The following is a 21,534-nucleotide window of genomic DNA, read 5'->3' on the forward strand; positions in this document are numbered from 1 at the left end:
CGGACGCTCACACCTTTCAAAAAGGGGGATGAATGATCCGCCCATGGTAAAGGACCAGCAAACTGGGGCAGAAGTCAGTCCGCGAGCGGCTTGACCCACCGCTGCCACTGCGGCTCCGGGGCGTAGCCCGCGGCGCGCCAGGCGTGGTGCGCGCGCTCGTTGCGTGTGAGGACCATCGCGTCGCCGCGCCGCCCGCCCAGCTCCACGAACCGCTCCTCAGCCGCCGCGAGCAGCGCGGAGCCGATGCCGCGCCGCCGCCGGTCCCGGTGCACGGCCAGCCGGTACAGGTGGCAGCGCCAGCCGTCGAAGCCCGCGACGACCGTGCCGACGAGCTCGCCGCCGAGTTCCGCGAGGAGCAGCGAACCGGGGTCCCGGGCGACGAGCCGCTCGACGCCCGCGCGGTCGTCGCTGATGCTCGTCCCCTCGGCGGCTTCCTTCCAGAAGGCCAGTACCGCGTCGAGGTCGCCGGGATCCGCGGCCCGTATTCGAAGATCGTCCATGGCGTCATCCCAGCACCCGGGAACCGCCGCGTCGACCGCTTTCCGTATGCCGGACACCCCTTGCCGGTGCTAGCGCCACCGCGCTAGCTTGAAAGCGTGGCGAAGACCCAGCTGAACGTACGCGTGGACGAGACCACCGCGGAGGCCGCCCGGCAGCGCGCCCTCCAGCGCGGGATGAGCGTGAACCGCTACATCGAGGAGCTGGTCAGACAGGACGTGGGCGAGGTGGGGCGCACCTTCGTCGAGGCCGCGTCCGACTTCATGAAGCAGTACGAATCGGTGTTCGCGGAAGAGTTCGGCACGGAGCGCGAAGGCAAGCGTTGACTCTCAGGATCGACCTGGCCTGGCTCCTCATGGTCGCCGAGCACAAGACCCCCGGAGACCCGCAGGTCGTCGACTGGGGCGCGCTCGTCGCCGCCGTGGCCCGGCACGAGGCGGAGATCTTCGGCATCCCCGTCTACGGCGACGCGCCGGCCCGCGCCGCCGCGCTGCTCCAGCTGCTCCTCCAGGTGCCCGCGCTGGAACGCTCCAACGCGATGTTCGCCTCGGCCGTCGCGTACGGCTATCTCGTCGCCTGCGGCCTGAAGATCGCGACCTCGCCCGAACAGGTGAGGGACCTGGCCAGGCTGGTCAAGGAGGGCAAGGCGGACGTGCACGCGATCGCCGAAGAGCTGCGCCGGTGGAGTCTGTGAGGGGGTGAGCCGCGGCCGGGCCGCGCGGCCTCAGCCGCCGGACGGTCCCGTCCCCTCCGGGGGCCGGCGCGCCGCGCCCAGCACGCGGGGTGACGACGGCAGCTTCGGTCCCTTCTCCGGTACGGACGGCCGCCGGTGGGCACCGATGTCGAAGCCCGCCGCCGCGATGCCCGCCAGCGGATCGCGCGCCGTGTGACACCCGCCGAAGAGCAGGGGCCACACGGTGCGGTCCAGCGCCCGCCGGGCCGTCACCATGGCCCGGCCCTCGCCCCGGCCGTGCTCGAAGAAGCGCAGCTCGCCACCCGGCCGCAGCACGCGCCTGATCTCGGACGGGGCGCGCGGGACGTCCCGCACGCTGCACAGCACCAGCGACACCACCGCCGCGTCGAACGCCTCGCTCCTGACCGGCAGCGCCTCCGCGGCGCCCGGCACCACGTCCACCGGGACGCCGGCGTCCAGGGCCGCCTTCACGGCCAGCTGCCGCAGGCTGCGCTCCGGTTCGCCAGAACCGGACCAGTGCGGCCGGATCCGCGCAGTCGAAGACGATCTCGTCGATACGTGCTCGCATGACGACGACCGTAAGGGTTTACGGGCGCCAGGTGCCGCCGAGCCGGGGCGCGAGCCACGCCGTGGCGCGGCTGCGGAATTCGACGGGATCCAGGGCCCCCGCGCCCTCGGGGACGACGCCGAGCAGGGGCGCCCCCGCGGCCTCGGGGAGGTCCGTCAGATTGCACCGCTCGGCGAGGCCGGGGTCTGCGGGCCAGCTGCCGACGACGACTCCGAGCATCTCGATCCCGCGGGCGCGCAGGGCCTCGGCGGTCAGCGCGGTCGAGTTGAGCGTCCCGAGGGCGGCCGGGGTGACGACGAGTACGGGTGCTTCGAGCAGGCGGGCGGCGTCGGCGAGGGTGGCGCCGTCGTCGTCGAAGCGGACGAGGAGGCCGCCGGCGCCTTCGACGAGCACGAGGTCGTACTCCACGGCGAGCTTGGCGGCCGCCGTGGCGACGTCGTGCGGCCGTACGGGGGCAGACCGGCGCGGCGGGCGGCCGTCGCGGGCGCCAACGGCTCGGGGAACCGCGTGAGTTCGACCCCCGTGACCGCCTCGCCCGCGAGCCGCACGACTTCGTCGGCGTCCCCCGGCTCCCCGTGCGCGAGTCCGGTCTGTGCGGGCTTGAGCACGGCGACGGTACGTCCCTGAGCGCGGGCGGCGGCTGCGAGGGCCGCCGTGACGACGGTCTTCCCGATCTCGGTGCCGGTGCCGCTGACGACGATGACGGTCATGGGTTGTGCTCCTGCGTAGTAGTTCGTCCGTGCCCGGGCGGGGGCTCCCGCCTGTCCGTCCCCTCCTGAACCGGGGCGGGATCCCGGGTGCGGGGAGGGGCGGGCAGAGGGGGGGGAAGACCTGCTCATGCGCCGGCCGAGGCCGCCGCCCGCACCGCCCGGCAGATGCGGGCCAGGTCCTCGTCGTTCGTCACGTACGGCGGCATCGTGTAGATCAGGTCACGGAACGGGCGCAGCCACACGCCCTCCCGTACCGCCGCCTCCGTCGCCGCCGCCATGTCGACCTCACGGTCCAGCTGTACGACGCCGATCGCCCCCAGCACCCGCACGTCCCGCACCCCCGGCAGCCGCGCCGTCTCCGCCAGCCCTTCGCCCAGGCCCGCTTCGACGCGCTTGACCTCGCCCTGCCAGTCCTGGCCGAGCAGCAGGTCGACCGAGGCGCACGCCACCGCCGACGCCAGCGGGTTGCCCATGAACGTCGGACCGTGGGCCAGGACCGGTACCTCGCCGCGCGAGATGCCGTCGGCCACCCCGGACGTGCACAGCGTCGCCGCCATCGTCAGGTAACCACCGGTCAGCGCCTTGCCGAGGCACAGGACATCGGGTGAGACGGACGCGTGCTCCGAGGCGAAAAGGGTTCCCGTACGGCCGAAACCCGTCGCGATCTCGTCGAAGACCAGCAGCACGTCGTGCGCGTCGCAGGCCTCCCGCAGCACCCGCAGGTACGCGGGGGAGTGGAAACGCATCCCGCCCGCGCCCTGCACCACCGGCTCCACGATCACCGCGGCCAGTTCACCGGCGTGACGGGCGATCAGCGCGCGCAGGTGGTCGGCGTACGCCGCGTCGTACCCGGCCGGCGGCGCGTCCGCGAAGACCTGGCGCGGCAGCGCCCCCTGCCACAGCTCGTGCATCCCGCCCTCGGGGTCGCACACCGACATCGGCTGCCAGGTGTCCCCGTGGTAGCCGCCGCGCCAGGTCAGCAGCCGCTGCTTGCCGGGACGGCCGGCCGAACGCCAGTACTGGAGGCACATCTTGACCGCGACCTCGACCGACACCGACCCGGAGTCGGCCAGGAAGACATGGCGCAGCGGTTCCGGAGTGATTTCCACCAGCTTGGCGGCCAGGCGCACGGCGGGCTCATGGGTGAGCCCGCCGAACATCACGTGGCTCATCCGGTCGAGCTGACCGCGCGCCGCCTCGTTGAGGACCGGGTGGTTGTAGCCGTGGACCGCCGACCACCAGGACGACATGCCGTCGATCAGCTCGTCCTGGCCGTGGGCGGCCCGCGCGAGCCGCAGCCGGACGCCGGACGCGGACTCCACCAGCAGCGGCTCGGCCCGGCCCGGCATCGGGCCGTACGGATGCCAGACGTGCTCCCGGTCGAGCCGGAGCAGCTCGGCGGGGGAGAGCGGCTCAGGCATTGGGCGCGAGGTCCGTCCCGGCGCCCCGACGGCGTACCGACACCAGGTCCGTACGGGCGGCCGGGATCTCCGGTGCGTCCGCTTCGGCCGCCGGCTCGCCACAGGCCGACGCGCAGCCGCCACCGCCCCGGCGCTCCGGCAGCGTCGTCGTGTCCGCCCCCTCCACCTCGAAACCGGCGTCGGCGATCATCTCCAGGTCGGCCTGTCCGGCCTGGCCCTCACTGGTCAGGTAGTCGCCGAGGAAGATCGAGTTGGCCAGGTGCAGCGCGAGCGGCTGCATGGTGCGCAGGTGCACCTCGCGCCCGCCCGCGAGCCGCACCTCCACGTCCGGGCAGACGAACCGCACCATCGCGAGGATGCGCAGCGCCCGCTGCGGGGTGAGGTTCCACTCCTTGGCGAGCGGCGTCCCCTCGAACGGGATCAGGAAGTTCACCGGCACCGAGTCCGGGTCCAGCTCGCGCAGCGCGAAGACGACGTCCACCAGATCGGCGTCGCTCTCGCCCATGCCGCGATCAGCCCGGAGCACGCGGACATGCCCGCGGCCTGCGCCTGCTGGACGGTTTCCACGCGGTCGGCGTAGGTGTGGGTGGTGGTGATGGCGCCGTACGTCGCCTCGGACGTGTTCAGGTTGTGGTTGTACGCGTCGGCGCCCGCCGCCCGCAGCCGCTCCGCCTGCCCGTCGGACAGCAGCCCGAGGCAGGCGCACACCTCGACGTCCTCGTTCTGGTCCTTGATCGCCTCGATCGTCTTCGAGACCCGGTCGACGTCCTTGTCCGTCGGCCCGCGCCCGCTCGCGACCAGGCACACCCGCTTCGCGCCGCCGGCGACCCCCGCGGCCGCCGCCCTGGACGCCTCGTCGGGCTTCAGCCAGGTGTACTTGAGGATCCCGGCCTTGGAGCCGAGCCGTTGCGAGCAGTACGAACAGTCCTCGGGGCACAGACCCGACTTGAGGTTGACGAGGTAGTTCAGTTTCACCCGCCGTCCGAACCACTGACGGCGTACCTTTCCGGCCGCGGCCACCACATCGAGCAGCTCGTCGTCGGACGTCGCCAGCACGGCGAGCGCTTCTTCGCGGGTCGGCAGCTCACGCCGCAACCCTTTCTCCACCAGTGTGTTCAGCAGGTCCATGGCGCCGATCCTGGCCTACGGCGCAGCCTGCCGCCAGGGAGGAACCGCACAAGAGAGGTCCGACGAGGTGTGGGTATTGCCACACCCTGACCGCGCATGACCCCGGCTAGTGTCTGTTCGCTGCCTACAAAAAGGGACTCACTCATGCCCCAGGGACCGTTCGACCCGTTCGGCTGGATCGAGGAGCAGGCGGCGGTGCGCGCCACGGCCGGACTCGTCAGGACCCTGCGCCCGCGACCTGCCGAGTCCGCTCTGCTCGACCTCGCGAGCAACGACTACCTCGGCCTCACCCGCCGCCCGGAGATCACCTCCGCCGCCGCGGAGGCCGCCCGCCTCTGGGGCGCGGGCGCCACCGGGTCGCGGCTCGTCACCGGCTCCACGCGGCTGCACGCCGAACTGGAACGGGAACTGGCCGACTTCTGCGGATTCGAGGCGGCCCTCGTCCTCTCCTCCGGTTACGCCGCCAACCTCGCCGCTCTCACCGCGCTCACCGGTCACGGTGCGCTGATCGTGTCCGACGCCCTCAACCACGCCTCGATCGTCGACGGCTGCCGGCTCGCGCGCGCCACGACCGCGGTGGTGCCGCACGCCGACCCCGACGCCGTACGCAAGGCGCTCGACGCGCACGAGGGCCGCGCCCTGGCCGTCACCGACTCGGTGTTCTCGGTGGACGGCGACGCGGCGCCCCTGCCGGAACTGGCGGCGGCCTGCCGTGCGTACGGAGCGGCCCTCCTCGTCGACGACGCGCACGGGCTCGGCGTCCTGGGCGACGGCGGCAGGGGCGCACTGGACGCGGCGGGCCTCGCGGGAGCGGACGGCGTCGTCACCACCCTCACCCTGTCGAAGTCGCTCGGCAGTCAGGGCGGAGCGGTCCTCGGCCCGGCCCGTGTCATCGATCACCTCGTCAACACGGCCCGTACGTTCATCTTCGACACCGGACTGGCGCCGGCCGCCGCGGGCGCGGCGCTGGCGAGCGTACGGCTGCTGCGCCGTGAACCGGAGCTGGCGGGCAGGGCCCGGAGCGTCGCCCTCTCGCTGCACCGCGGACTGACGGACGCCGGCCTGAGCGCCGTACGCCCGGACGCCGCCGTGGTGTCGGTCCTGGCACCCTCGCCGGAGGCGGCGGTGCGGTGGGCGGCCGACTGCCGGGCGGCCGGTCTCGTGGTGGGCTGTTTCCGGCCCCCTTCGGTGCCGGACGGGATCTCCCGGCTCAGGCTGACCGCGCGGGCTGACCTGACGGGCCGGCAGATGGTGGAGGCGGTGGACACGGTCGTGCGGACCGCGCCCACCACCGCCTTCTGAGAGCCGGCGGCCAATTCACCGGACGGGGTCCGGAGATCTGCGTGGGGGAATTCCGGCGTCGGCGGCAGCTTCCGCAACCGCTGTCCCCTGCCGACGGTCGGCCGGCCGAACTCGCCCGCGAATCAAGGCGGATGAGCGCCGTCTCGCGACGCGGCCTTCACGGCTTCTCCACGACTTTGCACAAGGCCTGGGTCAAACGGACCACCGCGCAGCAGAGTTCACCGCTTCGAGCGACAGACATCTGCGTATCTCGGAGGATCACGCCCGGTAGCGGCACTGTGAGTGGCACTCTGGCGCGGAGCACAGTCCGAGGCCGTCCTCGAAGTTCATCCGCTACGAGTCGGAGTCCGGCCCCGGTGGGAAAGGGACAGCGTCGCCATGGCAGACCACCAGGAAGTATCCGTCACTCTGCCGAGCGAGCCAGCCTCGGTTTCCGCGGCCAGGAGATATGTCGCGGAGATTCTCGGCGAATGGGGCATGCCCCCGGGATCCGACGCCGCCGATACCGTCCGGCTGATCGTTTCGGAACTTGCGACCAACGCCGTTCAGCACACCTTCGGGCAGTCGCCGACGTTCACCGTGGACGTACAGCTGGAGCGGGACGAGCAGCTGCGCATCGGCGTCACCGACAGTCACCCGCGCTGGCCGAAACGGCTGCTCGCCGCCGTCCAGCAGGACAACGGGCGCGGCATGGTGATCATCCGCTGGCTCACCGCCGAGTACGGCGGACGGGTGTTCGTCCAGCCCACCGGGGACGGCGGCAAGACCGTGTGGATCGCCCTGCCCTGGACCGTACCCGTCCAGCAGTAGGGCTCAGACCGCACAGGCCCGGCCGAAGGCACCGCGCAGCAGCGCGCGCAGGGTGTCCGCCGCCGGGCTCGCCTCACCGGGCCGGTACGCCACCGAGATCGTGCGTCGCAGCCCGGCCGGTTCCAGCGACCGTACGCCCACCGGCGTCATCGCCGTCGCGGCGACCATCTCGGGCACCACGGCCACCCCGAGCCCCGCGCTGACCAGCGCGCACACCAGCGCGTAACCGGGCGACTCGCACACGACCGCCGGTGTCGCCCCCGCCGCGGCCAGCGCCGCCTCCACTGCCTGCCGGGGCGGATGCGAGGGCGCACTGCTGATCAGCGGCTGTCCGGCGAGTTCGGCGACCGGCAGCCGCCCCGAGCCCGTGGCCAGCGCGTGCCCCGGTGCCGTCACCAGGACGAGCTCCTCGTGGAGCAGGGGGTCCGCCGCCACGCCGGGAGGCATCGGCACGGCCGGCGCGGGCTCGTACGCGTGTGTCAGCGCCAGGTCGACCGCGCCGGACGCCACGGCCGAGACACCGTCCGGCGGTTCGTAGTCGGCGACCGCGAGCTCCACGTCGGGGTGGGCGCGGCGGAAGGCGCTGAGCACGGGCGGCAGCAGGTGGATGCCGGCCGTGGTGAACGTACCGACACGCAACTGCCCGCCGGACAGGCCCGCGAGCCGCGCCAGTTCGTGCCGCGCCCGGTCCATCTCGTCGAGTACGCGGCGGGCCCGCGCCGCCAGCAGTTCGCCCGCGGCCGTCAGGCGGGCACCGCGGTGGTGACGCACCAGCAGGGCCGCCCCCGCCTCCCGCTCCAGCTTGGCCAGCTGCTGGGACAAGGCGGGCGCGGTGTAACCGAGCCGCGCGGCGGCGCGGGTGATCGAGCCGGCCTCGGCGACCGCCACCAACGCCGCGAGCCGCGTCGGGTCGTACACCGGCCCTCCCCCCTTAAGCGTTTCTTCAGGCAGACCCAGAAGATCACAAGTACATGCTGAAGCCCCGGAAGGTCCAGGCTGAGGGGCATGGACGCACAACTGGTCGCCTTCACGGGCGTCGCCGCCGGCATGGTCGCCATGCCCGGCGCGGATTTCACCGTCGTCGTACGCAACGCGCTCGTCTCCCGCCGGGACGGGGTCGCCTGCGCGGTGGGTGTCGCGGGCGGGCTCCTCGTCCACACGGCGCTGGCCGTGGCGGGACTGGCGGCCGTACTCGTCGCCGTACCGGCGCTCTTTCGCACGGTCCAACTGCTCGGTGGGGCCTACCTCCTCCACCTCGGCTGCCGGGCACTGAGGTCCGCGCTGCGCCCGGCGACGCGGAAGGGGCCGGAGCCCGAGCCCGGCGGACCGACGGCGACCGCGGCCCGCGGCATCGGCCGCAGTCTGCGCCGGGGCTTCCTCACCAACGCGCTCAACCCCAAGGCGCCGGTGCTCTTCCTCAGCCTGCTGCCCCAGTTCGTCCCGGCGGACCAGCAGCCGCTGCCCAGGACGCTGCTGCTCGCCACCGTCGTCGTCGTTCTCGCACTGCTGTGGTTCCCCGCCGTGGCCCTGCTCGTGGACGGGCTCGGCAGGTGGCTGCGGCGGCCGGGCGCGGTCCGCGCCGTGGAAGCGGTCAGCGGGACCGCGCTCACCGTACTGGGAGTGGTCCTGCTGACAGGCCCGGTGGCGGCGGCCACCGTGTAACGCGCCCGCCCACCGCCCGCACCGCGGTGTCGGCCCACCGCCCGCACCGCCGCGTCAGACGGGCTTGATCTCCTCCGCGCCGCGCTCCACGCAGAATTAGTTGCCCTCGGGGTCGGCCATGACGACCCAGCCCCGGCCGTCCTCGGTGCGGCGGTCGTCGACGATCCGCGCACCGAGCGCGCCGAGCCGCTCCACCTCGGCATCCCGCGTACCGTGCGGCGGCTGGATGTCGAGGTGAACGCGCTTCTTGCCGGCCTCGTCCCCGGGAACCCGTATGAACAGCAGTCCGGGCACACCGGGCCGCTCCGGATCGATCAGCACCTCGTCGTCACCCGGCTCGTCCAGCAGCTTGTAACCGGTCAGGCGGGACCAGAACTCGGCGATCGCGTACGGGTCGTGGGCGTCGAAGGTGGTGTGACGTACCGGATTCAGGAAGGTCCTGGTAGGGAACGTATCTCCCCGGACCGGCAGCCGGCAGCCGGCAGGGAAATATCAGCGCACGCGGCCGTACCAGACGCTCTTGGACCAGATCTTCTCCAGCTTCACCACGGAGCCGGACTTGGGCGAGTGCCAGATCTTGCCGCTCCCGGCGTAGATGCCCACGTGGTAGACGTTCCGCCCGGAGTGGAAGAAGACCAGGTCTCCGCGCTGACGGCTGGAGGCGGAGATGTGCCGGGTCTTGTTGTACTGGGACTGGGCGGTGCGTGGCAGGCTCTTGCCGGCCTTCTTGTACGAATAGAGCGTCAGCCCTGAGCAGTCGAACCGGCTCGGGCCCGCCGCCCCGTACTTGTACGGGGCCCCCTTCTTCGACGCGGCGACGTTGAGCGCCTTCGTCGAATGCGATGCGGCCTGCGCCTCGGTGACGGCACCGGGCGCCAGCATCGTGGCGCCGATCGCGGCGAGGGTGAGAGCCGAAGCGGCTCCGGCCCGGGACAGCACGGACGGAACATTCTTGTGCGCGGTCATGCGCAACCCTTCGTCAGCCGCCTGTGAAGGATGACCTGTCGGGTTCGGACAGGCGAAGATGCCCGGCCGCGGTGTGCGGCTTCACCCCGAGGGACGACCGTCTCCGGCCACCCCGTACTGCTTGGGTCCTCCACTCCTGCCGATGCACTCCTGTCGACCAGTCATCCGGAGCGGCGGCAGGACTCAGCGTCCGCCCGGACCGCCCCGCCGCGGTGGCGGGGGCTTGTCGTCCCAGGGATCTTGACTCATGAACGGCCGGATTTCCGAGCCGAAACGGCATTTTGTGAGGCTGATCACCGCTGACCCGTTCGGGTGGACAGGGGTGTTTTCGGCACCGGGCGCCGGTGTCCGACGACCGCCGTACCAGCGGCGGAATGTCCAATTCCGCCAAACGTGCAGGTGTGTTGCGCAAGCGGGGTCATACCGCTGTTCAGGTATTTCCTACGCCTTTTGAGTGAGTTCCTCTCGTACGCCAATGGGGGGAGCCGACCGCGTGTTCCTCAACTCGCGGACGCGGCTGGCAGGGTGACCCGGTCCGCCCGCCGCTCCCCGTCGAGCACGCGCAGGGCCCGCGTGAGCGTGGCGGCGTGCACGCGCGTCTCGCCCCGCTCGTGCATCAGGGCGAGAGCGTCCCGCAGTCCGGCGGCCTTCCCGGCGAGCGCCTGGGCGGCCCGCAGCGCGCCATAGGTGTCGGTGCCGCGTGCGGGGTTGATCCGTCCCATCAGATCGAGCACTTCGAGATAGCGGTCGACGAACTCGCACTCGGCGCGCGTCAGTGCGGGCAGCGGCGGCAGTTCGGGCGGCAGCATGCGCGGGTTCACCTCGGAGCCGGGGAGGCGGGCGCGGCCTTGCGGCTCTGCACGACGTGGTCCACCAGGCCGTACGCCATCGCGGCCTCGGCCGTGAGCACCTTGTCGCGCTCGATGTCGTCGTCGACGCGCTCCGCGCTCTGGCCGGTGTGCAGTGCGAGCAGTTGAGTGAGCGTCTGCCGCATGCGCGTCAGCTCCCGCGCCTCGATCTCCAGGTCCGAAGGCCGGCCGCGTACGGGCCGGTCGGTGGACGGCTGGCTGAGCAGCATCCGGGCGCCCGGCAGGGCGAGGCGCTTGCCCGGCGTGCCGGCCGCGAGCAGTACGGCGGCGGAGGCGGCGGCCTGGCCCAGGCAGATCGTCTCCACGTCGCAGCACACGAACTGGATGGTGTCGTAGATCGCGGACATCGCGGTGTGCGAGCCGCCGGGGGAGTTGATGTAGAGCGAGATGGTCCGGTCGGGGGCGGCGTGTTCGAGGTACATGAACTGCGCCGTCACGTCGTTGGCCGCGGCGTCGTCGACGGCCGTTCCCAGGAAGACGATCCGCTCCGCGAGCAGTTTCGCGTACGGATCGACCGTGCGGGTCCCGGTGTCGGTGCGCTCGGTGAACTCGGGCAGTACGTAGCGGGCGCTGTAGGTGCTGCGGGCGGTGGATCGGTTCATGGCGGTGCCTCCGAAGCCTCTGTAAAAAATGTACAGGACGTACAGCTCGTACTATGGGGAGCATGGCCTACGAGATTCCGGTGACGCAAGCCCGGGCAGAGCTGGCGGAGCTGATCAACCGCGTCGTGTACGGCGGCGAGCGGGTGGTCGTGACGCGGCACGGGAAGCCGCTGGTGGCGCTGGTTTCCGCCGCTGACCTGGCACGACTTGAAGGTGAGCAGCAGGAGGCGGCCGAGGACCCGGTCGTCAGCTCGGTCTCCGCGATCGGCTCGGCACCGTCCGCTCCGGGCGAACGGCGCCGCTTCGGAATCGCCGCCGAGCACCGCGGCGAAACCCCCGGCGGCTGACGCCGCGCACGGCCGGGGCCGTGCGCGGCCCCGGCCCCGCGGGTGTGACCGCCGCGGCGCTGTGTACGACGTGGCCCCCGGCCGCGGTGCGGGCCTCGGCCCCGTGGGCGGGGGCGGGCTGAACGCGCTGATGACCATGGACGCGCAAAGGCCCAGTTAACGCGTTGGAAAAACTTCCGCTCTAACGTGCAATGTCTGGCCGCACGGCCGGAAAACGCAGGTCAACAGAGTGTTGAAGTTGGATATGGTCCCGCTGCGCCCGAGGTGGAAGCCGTGGTTCCGTACCCCCTCGGCCTCGCAGACGCGCTGGACTCCGTCTGCCCCCGTACGGGCGGCGCGGCGGTACAACTGGAGGTGGCACGCGTGCAACTGACCCCGCACGAGCAGGAAAGACTGCTCATCCATGTGGCGGCGGACGTGGCGGAGAAACGACGCGCACGCGGCGTGAAACTCAATCACCCCGAAACGATCGCCCTCATCACCTCGCACATCCTCGAAGGCGCCCGCGACGGCCGCAGCGTCGCCGAACTCATGTCGTCGGGCCGCAAGGTGCTCACCCGTGACGACGTCATGGAGGGCATCCCGGAGATGATCCACGACGTACAGGTCGAGGCGACCTTCCCGGACGGCACCAAGCTCGTCACCGTCCACGAGCCGATCGCCTGACGGGGAACGGCAGCCGATGATCCCCGGAGAAATCCTGTACGCCGACGCCCCCGTCGCTCTCAACGACGGCCTGCCCGTCGCCCGCCTCACCGTCCTGAACGCCGCCGACCGGCCCGTCCAGGTCGGCTCCCACTACCACTTCGCCGAGGCCAACCCCGGTCTCTACTTCGACCGCGCCGCCGCCCGCGGCCTGCGGCTGAACATCGCCGCGGGCACCGCCGTGCGCTTCGAGCCCGGCATCCCCGTCGACGTCGAACTCGTCCCCGTCGGAGGCCGGCGCATCGTCGCCGGTCTGCGCGGGGAGACCGGAGGTGCCCTCGATGCCTGAGCTCCTGCGCCCTGTGTACGCCGACCTGTTCGGCCCCACCACCGGCGACCGCATCCGGCTCGCCGACACCGACCTGCTGATCGAAATCGAGGAGGACCGCTGCGGCGGACCCGGACGCGCCGGCGACGAGGCGGTGTTCGGGGGCGGCAAGGTGATCCGCGAGTCCATGGGCCAGGCCCGTACGGCCCGGGCCGACGGCGCACCCGACACCGTCGTCACCGGCGCGGTGATCCTCGACCACTGGGGCGTCGTCAAGGCCGACATCGGCCTGCGCGACGGGCGGATCACCGGCATCGGCAAGGCCGGCAACCCCGACACCATGGACGGCGTGCACCCCGACCTGGTCATCGGGCCCGAGACCGAGATCATCGCGGGCAATGGCAAAATCCTCACCGCCGGTACCATCGACGCGCACGTCCACTTCATCTCTCCGACCGTCGTCGAGCAAGCGCTCTCCTCCGGGATCACCACGCTCGTCGGCGGCGGCACCGGGCCCGCCGAGGGCACCAAGGCCACCACCGTCACGCCCGGCGGCTGGCACCTGGCCCGGATGTTCGAGGCGCTGGAGCACTACCCCGTCAACATCGGACTGCTCGGCAAGGGCAACACGATGTCGCGCGAGGCGATGCACGCCCAACTCAGGGGCGGCGCACTGGGATTCAAGATCCACGAGGACTGGGGCGCGACGCCCGCCGTCATCGACGCCTGCCTCGGCGTGTGCGAGGAGACGGGCGCCCAGCTCGCCATCCACACCGACACGCTGAACGAGGCCGGGTTCGTCGGCGACACCCTCGCCGCCATCGCCGGGCGCACCATCCACGCGTACCACACCGAGGGTGCGGGCGGCGGGCACGCGCCGGACATCATCACGGTCGTCTCCGAGCCGCACGTCCTGCCCAGCTCCACCAACCCGACCCGGCCGCACACCGTCAACACGATCGAGGAACACCTCGACATGCTGATGGTCTGCCACCACCTCAACCCGGCCGTGCCGGAGGACCTGGCCTTCGCCGAGTCCCGGATCCGGCCCTCGACCATCGCGGCCGAGGACATCCTCCACGACCTCGGCGCCATCTCGATCATCTCCTCCGACTCGCAGGCGATGGGCCGTGTCGGCGAGGTCGCGCTGCGCACCTGGCAGACCGCGCACGTCATGAGGAAGCGCCGGGGAGCGCTGCCGGGCGACGGACGCGCCGACAACCACCGTGCGCGTCGCTATGTCGCCAAGTACACGATCAATCCGGCCGTCGCGCAGGGTCTCGACCACGAGATCGGCTCCGTCGAGAGCGGGAAGCTCGCCGACCTCGTGCTGTGGGACCCCGCCTTCTTCGGTGTCAAGCCGCAGCTCGTCATCAAGGGCGGGCAGATCGCGTACGCGCAGATGGGCGACGCCAACGCCTCCATCCCGACCCCGCAGCCGGTGCTGCCCCGGCCGATGTTCGGCGCGCTCGGCAGGGCCCCCGCCGCCAATTCGTTCAACTTCGTCGCCGAGGCGGCGATCGAGGACGGGCTGCCGGAACGCCTGGGCCTCGGCAAGCGGTTCGTACCCATCAGGAACACGCGGCGGGTCACCAAGGCCGACATGCGCGAGAACGACGCCCTCCCGCGCGTCGAGGTCGACCCGGACACCTTCACGGTGACGATCGACGGCGACGCGGTCGAGCCGGCGCCGGCCGCGGAACTGCCCATGGCCCAGCGTTACTTCCTCTTCTGACCATGGGCATCTCCACTCACGGCGAGCACGCCTCGCCCGGCGCGCGGGCCGCCCTCCTCGTTCTCGCGGACGGGCGGTTCCCCGCCGGGGGCCACGCCCACTCGGGTGGTGCCGAAGCGGCCGTCAAGGCGGGGCGCATCCGCGACGCCGCGGACCTCGCCGCCTTCTGCCGGGGCCGCCTGCACACCACCGGGCTCACCGCGGCGGCGCTCGCCGCCGCGGCGGCCCTCGGCGCCGACGCCCTCGAACTCGACGAGGCCGCCGACGCCCGTACGCCCTCACCCGCCCTGCGGGCGACGGCGCGCAAGCTGGGCCGGCAGCTGATGCGCGCCGCCTGTGCCACCTGGCCGTGCGAGGCGCTCGACGCGCTGGCCGCCGCGCGTCCGCGCGGTGCGCACCAGCCCGTCGTCCTCGGCGTCACCGCCCGCGCGGCGGGGCTCGGGCCCGAGGACGCCGCGCACTGCGTCGTGTACGAGACCGTCAGCGGCCCCGCCACCGCGGCGGTACGCCTGCTCGGCCTGGACCCCTTCGAGGCCACCGCCGTCCTCGCCCGCCTCACACCCGAACTCGACCAGGTCGCGCGGCGCGCCGCCGAAGCCGCCCGCCGCGCCCAGGGCGAGGGCACCGGCGCGCTGCCCGCCGCCTCCGCCCCGCTGCTGGACATCACGGCACAGGCACACGCGGGCTGGCCCGTACGCCTCTTCGCCTCGTAACACCGCATAGGAGCCGCACCATGCACCTCGACCACACCCACGGCCACGCCACGGCGGTCAGTGCCGACGCCGCCCGCCCCGACGGCACGAAGCGCGCCCTGCGCATCGGGCTCGGCGGTCCCGTCGGCTCCGGCAAGACCGCGACCGTCGCCGCCCTCTGCCGGGAACTGCGCGACGAGCTGTCCATCGCCGTCGTCACCAACGACATCTACACGTGCGAGGACGCCGAATTCCTGCTCCGCAACGCCGTCCTGCCGCCCGAGCGCATCCAGGCCGTCGAGACCGGTGCCTGTCCGCACACCGCCATCCGTGACGACATCTCCGCCAATCTCGAAGCGGTCGAGGACCTGGAGGACGCGGTCGGGCCGCTCGACCTGATCCTGGTCGAGTCGGGCGGCGACAACCTCACCGCCACCTTCTCCAAGGGGCTCGTCGACGCGCAGGTCTTCGTCATCGACGTGGCCGGCGGCGACGACATCCCGCGCAAGGGCGGCCCCGGTGTCACCACGGCCGATCTCCTCGTCGTCAACAAGACCGACCTCGCGCCGTACGTCGGCTCCGACCTCGGCCGCATGGCGCGCGACGCCGAGGCGCAGCGCGGTGAACTCCCGGTCGCCTTCACCTCGTTGGCGTCCGAAGGCGGAGTGAAGCCGGTGGCCGACTGGGTCCGGGATCGGCTCGCCGCCTGGTCCGCATGACCACCGTGGCGCCGGCGGGCACCGGCGTGGCGGGCATCGGGGCGACGGCCAGGATCACCGCCGTCCCCGACGGCCGGGGCGGCACGCGGCTGCCCGTCCTGGAGAGCGACGGGCCGTTCGCCCTGCGCCGCACGCGCGGCACGGGTGGGTACGCCCGTGTCACCGTCGTCGGCGCGATGAGCGCGCCGCTGGGCGGCGACCGGCTGGCCGTCGAGGCCGGCGTGCGGGGCGGTGCCGCGCTCACCGTCGACTCGGCCGCGGCCACCGTCGCCCTGCCCGGCCGCGGCGGCCTGCCCGCCCGTTACGACGTACGGCTGACGGCCGGAGCGGACGCGGACCTGCGCTGGCTGCCCGAACCGCTCATCTCGGCCCGCGGCAGCGACCTGCGCATGACCACCCGCGTCGAGCTCGCCGCCTCCGCCCGCCTGGTCCTGCGCGAGGAGCAGATCCTCGGCAGGTACGGCGAGGAGCCCGGCACGCTCACCACCCGCCTCACCGTCCAGCGGGCCGGCCGCCCGCTGCTGGACCAGGAGCTGTCGTACGGCCCGGGGGCGCCCGGCGGCTGGGACGGGGGAGCGGTGCTCGGCGGGCACCGGGCGACCGGCCAACTCCTCGTCGTGCGCCCCGACTTTGAGGACAGAAAGCCTGAAAGTCGTCTTCTTGGTGACAATGCGGTCCTCACCGTGCTCGCCGGGCCCGCCGTGCTGGTCACGGCGGTGGCGGCCGACGCGCTGCGGCTGCGGCGCGTACTGGACGGGGCACTTCGGACATTCGGGTGACCGCCATGTGCACCGCTCAGCGGGACACGGGTCTCCGGTTATGGGATTGGTAAAGAAACACCAGTACGGCCTGTTGCTGAGGGCTCTTCAGACGACAGGATGCGCCCGTACACCCACGACCACTGATCACTGATCGCTGCCGTCACCCACGGCACCACACTCACAGGGGGAGGCACCACTTGAGGCGCACAGCAGCTCTCGGCTCGGCCGGCACTCTCATGGCGGGCACCTTGCTGGCCGGCGCGATAGCCGCGCCGACGGCCGGTGCCCAGGACCGCCACACCGGCACGTCCGAGGCGCGGGGCGTGCAGATCGCCGCCGACCGCGCGGCGAAGGCGGGCATCGACTGGCGCGACTGCCCGGCCGACTGGGGCCTCGAGAAGCCCATCCAGTGCGGCTGGGTCACCGTCCCGGTCGACTACGCCAAGCCCAACGGCCGGAAGATAAAGATCGCCGTCGACCGCATCGGGAACACCGGCTCCGCGGAGGACCGCCAGGGCGCGCTGCTCTACAACCCGGGCGGTCCCGGCGGTTCGGGCCTGCGGTTCCCGACCCGGGTCACCAAGAAGAACCCGGTCTACGCGAAGATGGCCCAGGCGTACGACTTCGTGGGCTTCGACCCGCGTGGCGTCGGGCACTCCTCGCCCATCTCCTGCGTCGACCCGCAGGAGTTCGTCAAGGCGCCGAAGCTCGACCCGGTGCCCGACAGCGAGGCCGACAAGCGCGCCCAGCGCAAGCTCGCCGCCGAGTACGCGGACGGCTGCCAGGAGCGCAGCGGCTGGCTGCTGCCGCACATGACCACGCCCAACACCGCGCGTGACGTGGACGTCGTCCGTGCCGCGCTCGGTGAGAAGAAGCTGAACTTCCTCGGCGTCTCGTACGGCACCTACCTCGGCGCGGTCTACGGAACGCTGTTCCCGGGCCACGTCCGCCGCATGGTCGTCGACAGCGTGGTCAACCCGTCGAAGGAGAAGATCTGGTACCAGGCCAACCTGGACCAGGACGTCGCCTTCCAGATGCGCTGGAACGACTGGAAGGCGTGGGTCGCCGGGAACGACGCCACCTACCACCTCGGCGACACCCCCGAGGAGGTCGAGCAGCAGTGGGTGAAGCTGCGCGCCACCGCCAAGAAGAGCCCGCTCGGCGGCGTCGTCGGCCCCGCCGAGCTCATCGGCTTCTTCCAGAGCGCGCCGTACTACGACTCCGCCTGGGCGTCCACCGCCAAGACCTGGAGCAAGTACGTCGCGGGTGACACGCAGGCACTCGTCGACGCGATCGCCCCCGACCTGTCGGACACCGCGGGCAACGCCGCGTCGGAGAACGGTAACGCCGTCTACACGGCCGTCGAGTGCGCGGACGCCAAGTGGCCCACCAACTGGAAGACCTGGGACCGGGACAACACCAGGCTGCACCGGGACCACCCGTTCATGACGTGGGCCAACGCCTGGATGAACCTGCCCTGCGCCACCTGGTCGTCGAAGCAGCAGACCCCGCTCGAGGTCAAGTCCGGCAAGGGGCTGCCGCCGGTCCTGATCGTGCAGGCCGAGCGTGACGCCGCCACTCCGTACGAGGGCGCCGTCGAGCTGCACAAGCGCTTCAAGGGCTCGCGTCTGATCACGGAGAAGGGCGCCGGCTCGCACGGCGTCACCGGGATCGTCAACCCGTGCGTCAACGACCGGGTCGACACCTACCTGCTCACCAGGAAGACCGGCAGCCGCGATGTGACGTGCGCCCCGCACGCCACACCGAAGCCGTAGGGACCGACGGGCCGGAACAGGTGAGAGAGGGGGGCGGCCGGAATCCCGGCCGCCCCCCTTCTCGCGTTCCCCGCGCCTACCGGTGGGCGAGCCAGGCGTCCTCCGCCGCGTAGTCGAAGGGACCGTCGCCGGGGCCGTACCTGGCCGACAGCTTCGGGAACGCCTCCCGCCAGTCCCGGGCGCGCAGCTGGGCGGCCAGCCAGTCCACGGTGGCGGGCAGCGACTCGGTGTACGTCGTCACCGGCCGGTACCCCAGCTCGCGCTCGGCGGCCGACATGGCGTAGACGATGGGGCGGTCGGGCCCCCAGGGGGTCTCGCCGATGCCGTCGTGCGGCGGGGGCCCGTCCACGATCACCAGCTCGCTCTCCACCCCCATGACCGCGTCGATCGCCGTACTGATCTCCGCGGCCGTCGGCACGTCCGGATCGCCCCCGTTGAACACCCGGGAGCCGGGCCGCGCCGCCGCCAGCCGGATCAGCTCCCCGAGGTTGGAGACGTGCACCGGGTGGAACTGACTGAGCCCGCCGTACGCCAGGACCCGCACCGGCCGCCCGTCCAGCGCCCGTTTGACGAAGTGGATCTCGCGCGGAGTCCGGCAGTACGGCCCGTGGACCGCGCCCGCGCGCAGCAGGGTCGTCGGCATCCGGTCGCCGGCGGCCAGCAGGTGCCGCTCGACGGCGACCTTCCTGGTGCCGTACGTCGCGTCGCCCGGTGCCACGGTCGCCTGGGTCTCGCGGATCGGCACCGGGTACTGCGGGAACCCGTCGGGCTCGTCCTGCGTGTCGAAGCTGCGGCCCTCGTCGTCCTCGTAGACGGCGCCACTGGAGATGACGACCGCGGAACCGATCCGGTCCGCCAGCCCCGTCAGCTGCGCCGCGTGCCTCTCCTCGAACGCAACCATGTCCACCAGTACGTCGCAGCCGTCGCCGAGCGCCGCCGCCAGCGCCGCGTCGTCCTCCCGGTCGACCGCCACCGCCCGTACCTCCTGCGGCCAGGTCTCGTCACGGCCGCCGCCGCGCGATCCGGCTCTCACGTCCCAGCCGTCCCCGGCGAGCGCCCGCACGGCCGCCCGCCCGATCTGTCCTGTCGCTCCGATGACGAACGCGCTTCCCTTGGTCATACGAGGGACGCTACGTGCGGGGGCCCGTCGGCGGGGACCGTTCGCCGTCCGCTGATTCGCCGTCAGCGGAGCTTCCGCGGGAACTTCTTCGCCCGTTCCTGTGCCTGCTCCGCCTTGGCCTCGGCCGCGTACCGGTCGACGTACTCCTGCCCGGACAGGCCGAGGATCGCGTACATGATCTCGTCGGTGACCGCGCGGAGCACCGCCTTCTCGTTCTCCATGCCCGCGTACCGCGAGAAGTCCAGCGGCTCCCCGAACCGGATGGTGACGCGCTTGATGCGCGGCACGACCTGTCCCGGCGGCTGGATCTCGAACGTACCCACCATCGCGCACGGCACCACGGGCACCTGTGCCTCGAGCGCCATCGCGGCGACCCCGACCTTGCCCTTGTAGAGCCGGCCGTCGTGCGAGCGGGTGCCTTCCGGATAAATGCCCAGCAGCTCGCCCTTGCTCAGCACTCCGAGGCCCTCGCGGATCGCCGCCCTCCCCGCGTCCTTGCCGGACCTGTCGACGGGGATCTGTCCCGCGCTGCGGAAGAACGCGGCGGTCAGCCGGCCCTTGAGCCCGGGCCCTGTGAAGTACTCCGCCTTGGCGAGGAAGGTGATGCGCCGCTTGATGATCGCGGGCATCAGGAAGTGGTCGGAGAACGACAGGTGGTTCCCCGCCACGATCGCGGCCCCGTCGTCGGGGACGTGGTCGAGCCCCTCGATTTTCGGCCGGAAGAGCAGCCTCAGCAGCGGCCCCAGAAGGACGTACTTGAGCACGTAGTAGAACACGGGGCGGCTCCTAGCTCTGCCGGATCGGCTCCAGGGCTGCGTACTGCCAGGTCAGCGGAGATCCCGGTGAGGACAGCCTATGTGCAGCCGTTGTTGCGTGTAACCGTCTTCGGGCGGATCGATGCCGGCTCCGTGCCGACTTTACTGACTGGTCATCAGTCCGGCCGCCTCGCGTCGGGGCTGATGCGGGCCGGGCGCGGTCCGCCTCCTGCCGCTCGGCCGCGGCGGGCTGTGCCCTGCAAGGGCACACGGAGGTGACCGACGCCGGAGCGGGTCCGCGCCGGCCTGCGGCCGCCGTCACCCGCCGACCGCATCACCGGCAGGAGCGTGGCCGATGACAGTCCCACCCTTGCCACGGGTGGGGCCGCACAGGCGACGTTCAGCTCAGGCGGTCGCGAGGTACCAGGGGCTGCAGCGCTCGCATCGCCTCCTCGGGGTGGGGATCGGACACGGCCAGGCGGCCGAAGGGGGCCCGGCGGCGCAGTTCGACACACAGGACCGGCCGGCCGGCCCGGATCGCCACGAAGTCCCTGCCGTCGCGAAGACGCCGGATTCCCACGCACCGCCGCGCGGGGATCCAGGCGCCCTCGCCGGCCACGCCGCGCAGTGCCCGCCACCAGTCGGGCTGGACGGAGACCGCACGCAGCGCGGAGACGGGGACGCGCACCCCGCGGCGGCGCGCGGCCAGTTTTTCGAACCAGGACAGGCGGACGACGATGTCGCTGCCCTCCAGCACCACCCGTGCCATGGTGCCTCCTTCGGGGAACCGAACCTTGGAGTGCGGTGCCGGTGGCACCGGCCGCGGACGCAGTGTGCCGCGAACGTGCGAGGGGACCCGGGCGCCGGCGGCTCACGGGACGACGGGCGGCAGGGGTCCATACACCCGAATACACCGGGGGTGGCCGGCTCGCCACCGGGAGAAGCGGACCGGCCACTGGCCACTGTTCCGCCCCGAGTTCGGCGCCGGGCTGATCGGACTGCGAGGTGATCCCCGCCGACGCGACCTGACCTGCCTGTACTACCACGGGACCCGGCCGGTGCCGGGCCCGCTCAGCTGGTTCCTCCCCCACCTGCCCCAACCGCTGCACCGGGTGGAGGCGGCGGCCGACCAACGTCGCGCAGCTCGGCGCCCCGGTGCCGCTGTTCGCCCCGCAACCGGCCGCGAGCGTGGCCGCCGGGTTCATCGTCGTCACGCAGCTGTGGCTCATCGCGTCGGGCAACTTCGCGTGGTTCGACTGGCCGGCCGCCGTGCTCGCCCTGCCCGCGGTCGACGGTGTGCGGACCGCCCCGCCCCTCAGGGCCGGCCGGCCGCCCAGAGGCGCGGGCAGACCAAAAAAAGTTGAGTCTGAGCTTGTCAACATGTCTGGTGCGAGCTATATAAGAAGTGTCGGAAGTGACCAGACCTC

General features: G+C 72.2%; 23 protein-coding genes, 4 pseudogenes and 1 riboswitch. Of the genes and pseudogenes, 14 read left to right on the plus strand and 13 right to left on the minus strand.

The window, feature by feature from the left end; all coding sequences use genetic code 11:
• Positions 1–74: 74 nt before the first annotated feature.
• Positions 75–500 (minus strand): GNAT family N-acetyltransferase, encoded by a 426-nt coding sequence (locus BN1555_RS28380; protein ID WP_093802015.1) that lies wholly within the window; start codon positions 498–500, stop codon positions 75–77.
• A gap of 96 nt (positions 501–596) precedes the next feature.
• Between BN1555_RS28380 and BN1555_RS28385 the strand changes: the two genes are divergently transcribed.
• The gene (locus BN1555_RS28385) at positions 597–824 is read left to right on the plus strand and encodes an antitoxin (RefSeq protein WP_093802016.1); all 228 of its coding nucleotides are present in this window, start codon (positions 597–599) and stop codon (positions 822–824) included.
• Positions 821–1,192, plus strand: a complete 372-nt coding sequence (locus BN1555_RS28390) for a fic family toxin-antitoxin system, toxin component (protein WP_093802017.1) — start codon at positions 821–823, stop codon at positions 1,190–1,192. The genes BN1555_RS28385 and BN1555_RS28390 overlap by 4 nt, the downstream gene beginning before the upstream one ends.
• Positions 1,193–1,222: 30 nt before the next feature.
• On the opposite strand, the pseudogene BN1555_RS28395 reads toward BN1555_RS28390, so the two are convergent.
• From BN1555_RS28395 to bioB, 4 genes and pseudogenes are all read right to left on the minus strand, one after another.
• Positions 1,223–1,693 (minus strand): annotated as a pseudogene (locus BN1555_RS28395) (class I SAM-dependent methyltransferase); the annotation flags it as partial.
• 85 nt (positions 1,694–1,778) lie between these two features.
• Positions 1,779–2,470: pseudogene (gene bioD / locus BN1555_RS28400) on the minus strand (dethiobiotin synthase).
• Between the two features lie 125 nt (positions 2,471–2,595).
• Positions 2,596–3,891 (minus strand): adenosylmethionine--8-amino-7-oxononanoate transaminase, encoded by a 1,296-nt coding sequence (locus BN1555_RS28405; protein WP_093802019.1) that lies wholly within the window; start codon positions 3,889–3,891, stop codon positions 2,596–2,598.
• Positions 3,884–5,019, minus strand: a pseudogene (gene bioB, locus BN1555_RS28410) (biotin synthase BioB). Before bioB ends, BN1555_RS28405 begins: the two are co-directional and overlap by 8 nt.
• Positions 5,020–5,163: 144 nt before the next feature.
• Between bioB and BN1555_RS28415 the strand changes: the two are divergent.
• Positions 5,164–6,321 carry an 8-amino-7-oxononanoate synthase gene (locus BN1555_RS28415; protein ID WP_093802020.1) on the plus strand — a complete coding sequence of 386 codons (1,158 nt, stop codon included), beginning with the start codon at positions 5,164–5,166 and terminating at the stop codon, positions 6,319–6,321.
• 378 nt (positions 6,322–6,699) lie between these two features.
• Positions 6,700–7,131 (plus strand): ATP-binding protein, encoded by a 432-nt coding sequence (locus BN1555_RS28420; protein WP_093802021.1) that lies wholly within the window; start codon positions 6,700–6,702, stop codon positions 7,129–7,131.
• A gap of 3 nt (positions 7,132–7,134) precedes the next feature.
• On the opposite strand, the gene BN1555_RS28425 is transcribed toward BN1555_RS28420, so the two are convergent.
• Positions 7,135–8,049 carry a LysR family transcriptional regulator gene (locus BN1555_RS28425; protein ID WP_093802022.1) on the minus strand — a complete coding sequence of 305 codons (915 nt, stop codon included), beginning with the start codon at positions 8,047–8,049 and terminating at the stop codon, positions 7,135–7,137.
• Between the two features lie 87 nt (positions 8,050–8,136).
• On the opposite strand from BN1555_RS28425, the gene BN1555_RS28430 reads away from it, so the two are divergent.
• Positions 8,137–8,793 carry a LysE family translocator gene (locus BN1555_RS28430; RefSeq protein WP_093802023.1) on the plus strand — a complete coding sequence of 219 codons (657 nt, stop codon included), beginning with the start codon at positions 8,137–8,139 and terminating at the stop codon, positions 8,791–8,793.
• A gap of 96 nt (positions 8,794–8,889) precedes the next feature.
• On the opposite strand, the gene BN1555_RS28435 is transcribed toward BN1555_RS28430, so the two are convergent.
• The 4 genes from BN1555_RS28435 to BN1555_RS28450 all read right to left on the minus strand — a co-directional run bounded on the left by BN1555_RS28435 (position 8,890) and on the right by BN1555_RS28450 (position 11,230).
• Positions 8,890–9,225, minus strand: coding sequence for a VOC family protein (locus BN1555_RS28435; protein ID WP_093802024.1), 336 nt, complete (start codon positions 9,223–9,225; stop codon positions 8,890–8,892).
• A gap of 60 nt (positions 9,226–9,285) precedes the next feature.
• Positions 9,286–9,759 carry a C40 family peptidase gene (locus BN1555_RS28440; RefSeq protein ID WP_093802025.1) on the minus strand — a complete coding sequence of 158 codons (474 nt, stop codon included), beginning with the start codon at positions 9,757–9,759 and terminating at the stop codon, positions 9,286–9,288.
• Positions 9,760–9,762: 3 nt separating this feature from the next.
• Positions 9,763–9,945: riboswitch (cyclic di-AMP (ydaO/yuaA leader) on the minus strand.
• 314 nt (positions 9,946–10,259) lie between these two features.
• Positions 10,260–10,568, minus strand: a complete 309-nt coding sequence (locus BN1555_RS28445; RefSeq protein WP_093802026.1) for a hypothetical protein — start codon at positions 10,566–10,568, stop codon at positions 10,260–10,262.
• An 8-nt stretch (positions 10,569–10,576) separates the two neighbouring features.
• Positions 10,577–11,230, minus strand: coding sequence for an ATP-dependent Clp protease proteolytic subunit (locus BN1555_RS28450; protein WP_093802027.1), 654 nt, complete (start codon positions 11,228–11,230; stop codon positions 10,577–10,579).
• A 62-nt stretch (positions 11,231–11,292) separates the two neighbouring features.
• Between BN1555_RS28450 and BN1555_RS28455 the strand changes: the two genes are divergently transcribed.
• The 8 genes from BN1555_RS28455 to BN1555_RS28490 all read left to right on the plus strand — a co-directional run bounded on the left by BN1555_RS28455 (position 11,293) and on the right by BN1555_RS28490 (position 18,232).
• A complete protein-coding gene (locus BN1555_RS28455) occupies positions 11,293–11,577 on the plus strand; it encodes a type II toxin-antitoxin system Phd/YefM family antitoxin (RefSeq protein WP_093802028.1) in 285 nt (94 codons plus the stop codon).
• 363 nt (positions 11,578–11,940) lie between these two features.
• Positions 11,941–12,243, plus strand: a complete 303-nt coding sequence (locus BN1555_RS28460) for an urease subunit gamma (protein ID WP_093803703.1) — start codon at positions 11,941–11,943, stop codon at positions 12,241–12,243.
• A gap of 16 nt (positions 12,244–12,259) precedes the next feature.
• Entirely contained in the window at positions 12,260–12,571 is a 312-nt protein-coding gene (locus BN1555_RS28465; protein ID WP_093802029.1) for an urease subunit beta, read from the plus strand.
• Entirely contained in the window at positions 12,564–14,285 is a 1,722-nt protein-coding gene (locus tag BN1555_RS28470; protein ID WP_093802030.1) for an urease subunit alpha, read from the plus strand. Before BN1555_RS28465 ends, BN1555_RS28470 begins: the two co-directional genes overlap by 8 nt.
• Before the next feature lie 2 nt (positions 14,286–14,287).
• A complete protein-coding gene (locus tag BN1555_RS28475) occupies positions 14,288–14,998 on the plus strand; it encodes an urease accessory protein UreF (RefSeq protein ID WP_093802031.1) in 711 nt (236 codons plus the stop codon).
• Between the two features lie 20 nt (positions 14,999–15,018).
• A complete protein-coding gene (ureG, locus tag BN1555_RS28480; RefSeq protein WP_093802032.1) occupies positions 15,019–15,696 on the plus strand; it encodes an urease accessory protein UreG in 678 nt (225 codons plus the stop codon).
• Positions 15,693–16,475, plus strand: coding sequence for an urease accessory protein UreD (locus tag BN1555_RS28485; RefSeq protein ID WP_093802033.1), 783 nt, complete (start codon positions 15,693–15,695; stop codon positions 16,473–16,475). The genes ureG and BN1555_RS28485 overlap by 4 nt, the downstream gene beginning before the upstream one ends.
• Before the next feature lie 179 nt (positions 16,476–16,654).
• A complete protein-coding gene (locus BN1555_RS28490; RefSeq protein ID WP_093802034.1) occupies positions 16,655–18,232 on the plus strand; it encodes an alpha/beta hydrolase in 1,578 nt (525 codons plus the stop codon).
• Between the two features lie 76 nt (positions 18,233–18,308).
• On the opposite strand, the gene BN1555_RS28495 is transcribed toward BN1555_RS28490, so the two are convergent.
• From BN1555_RS28495 to BN1555_RS28505, 3 genes are all read right to left on the minus strand, one after another.
• A complete protein-coding gene (locus BN1555_RS28495; RefSeq protein ID WP_093802035.1) occupies positions 18,309–19,352 on the minus strand; it encodes an NAD-dependent epimerase/dehydratase family protein in 1,044 nt (347 codons plus the stop codon).
• 62 nt (positions 19,353–19,414) lie between these two features.
• The gene (locus BN1555_RS28500) at positions 19,415–20,128 is read right to left on the minus strand and encodes a lysophospholipid acyltransferase family protein (RefSeq protein WP_093802036.1); all 714 of its coding nucleotides are present in this window, start codon (positions 20,126–20,128) and stop codon (positions 19,415–19,417) included.
• A gap of 379 nt (positions 20,129–20,507) precedes the next feature.
• A complete protein-coding gene (locus BN1555_RS28505; protein ID WP_093802037.1) occupies positions 20,508–20,876 on the minus strand; it encodes a hypothetical protein in 369 nt (122 codons plus the stop codon).
• Between the two features lie 187 nt (positions 20,877–21,063).
• Here BN1555_RS28505 and BN1555_RS40680 point away from each other — a divergent pair.
• Positions 21,064–21,403: pseudogene (locus BN1555_RS40680) on the plus strand (lipase maturation factor family protein); the annotation flags it as partial.
• Positions 21,404–21,534 lie beyond the last annotated feature (131 nt).

Origin of the sequence: Streptomyces sp. Wb2n-11, assembly GCF_001049855.1 — a bacterium.
GTDB classification, from domain to species: domain Bacteria; phylum Actinomycetota; class Actinomycetes; order Streptomycetales; family Streptomycetaceae; genus Streptomyces; species Streptomyces altiplanensis.

Bases quoted from the DNA above. Each gene is read 5' to 3' on its own strand.
- BN1555_RS28380 (WP_093802015.1), bottom strand. From the start codon at position 500: ATGGACGATCTTCGAATACGGGCCGCGGATCCCGGCGACCTCGACGCG.
- BN1555_RS28405 (WP_093802019.1), bottom strand. From the start codon at position 3,891: ATGCCTGAGCCGCTCTCCCCCGCCGAGCTGCTCCGGCTCGACCGGGAG.
- BN1555_RS28415 (WP_093802020.1), top strand. From the start codon at position 5,164: ATGCCCCAGGGACCGTTCGACCCGTTCGGCTGGATCGAGGAGCAGGCG.
- BN1555_RS28420 (WP_093802021.1), top strand. From the start codon at position 6,700: ATGGCAGACCACCAGGAAGTATCCGTCACTCTGCCGAGCGAGCCAGCC.
- BN1555_RS28430 (WP_093802023.1), top strand. From the start codon at position 8,137: ATGGACGCACAACTGGTCGCCTTCACGGGCGTCGCCGCCGGCATGGTC.
- BN1555_RS28440 (WP_093802025.1), bottom strand. From the start codon at position 9,759: ATGACCGCGCACAAGAATGTTCCGTCCGTGCTGTCCCGGGCCGGAGCC.
- BN1555_RS28445 (WP_093802026.1), bottom strand. From the start codon at position 10,568: ATGCTGCCGCCCGAACTGCCGCCGCTGCCCGCACTGACGCGCGCCGAG.
- BN1555_RS28450 (WP_093802027.1), bottom strand. From the start codon at position 11,230: ATGAACCGATCCACCGCCCGCAGCACCTACAGCGCCCGCTACGTACTG.
- BN1555_RS28455 (WP_093802028.1), top strand. From the start codon at position 11,293: ATGGCCTACGAGATTCCGGTGACGCAAGCCCGGGCAGAGCTGGCGGAG.
- BN1555_RS28465 (WP_093802029.1), top strand. From the start codon at position 12,260: ATGATCCCCGGAGAAATCCTGTACGCCGACGCCCCCGTCGCTCTCAAC.
- BN1555_RS28470 (WP_093802030.1), top strand. From the start codon at position 12,564: ATGCCTGAGCTCCTGCGCCCTGTGTACGCCGACCTGTTCGGCCCCACC.
- BN1555_RS28475 (WP_093802031.1), top strand. From the start codon at position 14,288: ATGGGCATCTCCACTCACGGCGAGCACGCCTCGCCCGGCGCGCGGGCC.
- ureG (WP_093802032.1), top strand. From the start codon at position 15,019: ATGCACCTCGACCACACCCACGGCCACGCCACGGCGGTCAGTGCCGAC.
- BN1555_RS28485 (WP_093802033.1), top strand. From the start codon at position 15,693: ATGACCACCGTGGCGCCGGCGGGCACCGGCGTGGCGGGCATCGGGGCG.
- BN1555_RS28495 (WP_093802035.1), bottom strand. From the start codon at position 19,352: ATGACCAAGGGAAGCGCGTTCGTCATCGGAGCGACAGGACAGATCGGG.
- BN1555_RS28505 (WP_093802037.1), bottom strand. From the start codon at position 20,876: ATGGCACGGGTGGTGCTGGAGGGCAGCGACATCGTCGTCCGCCTGTCC.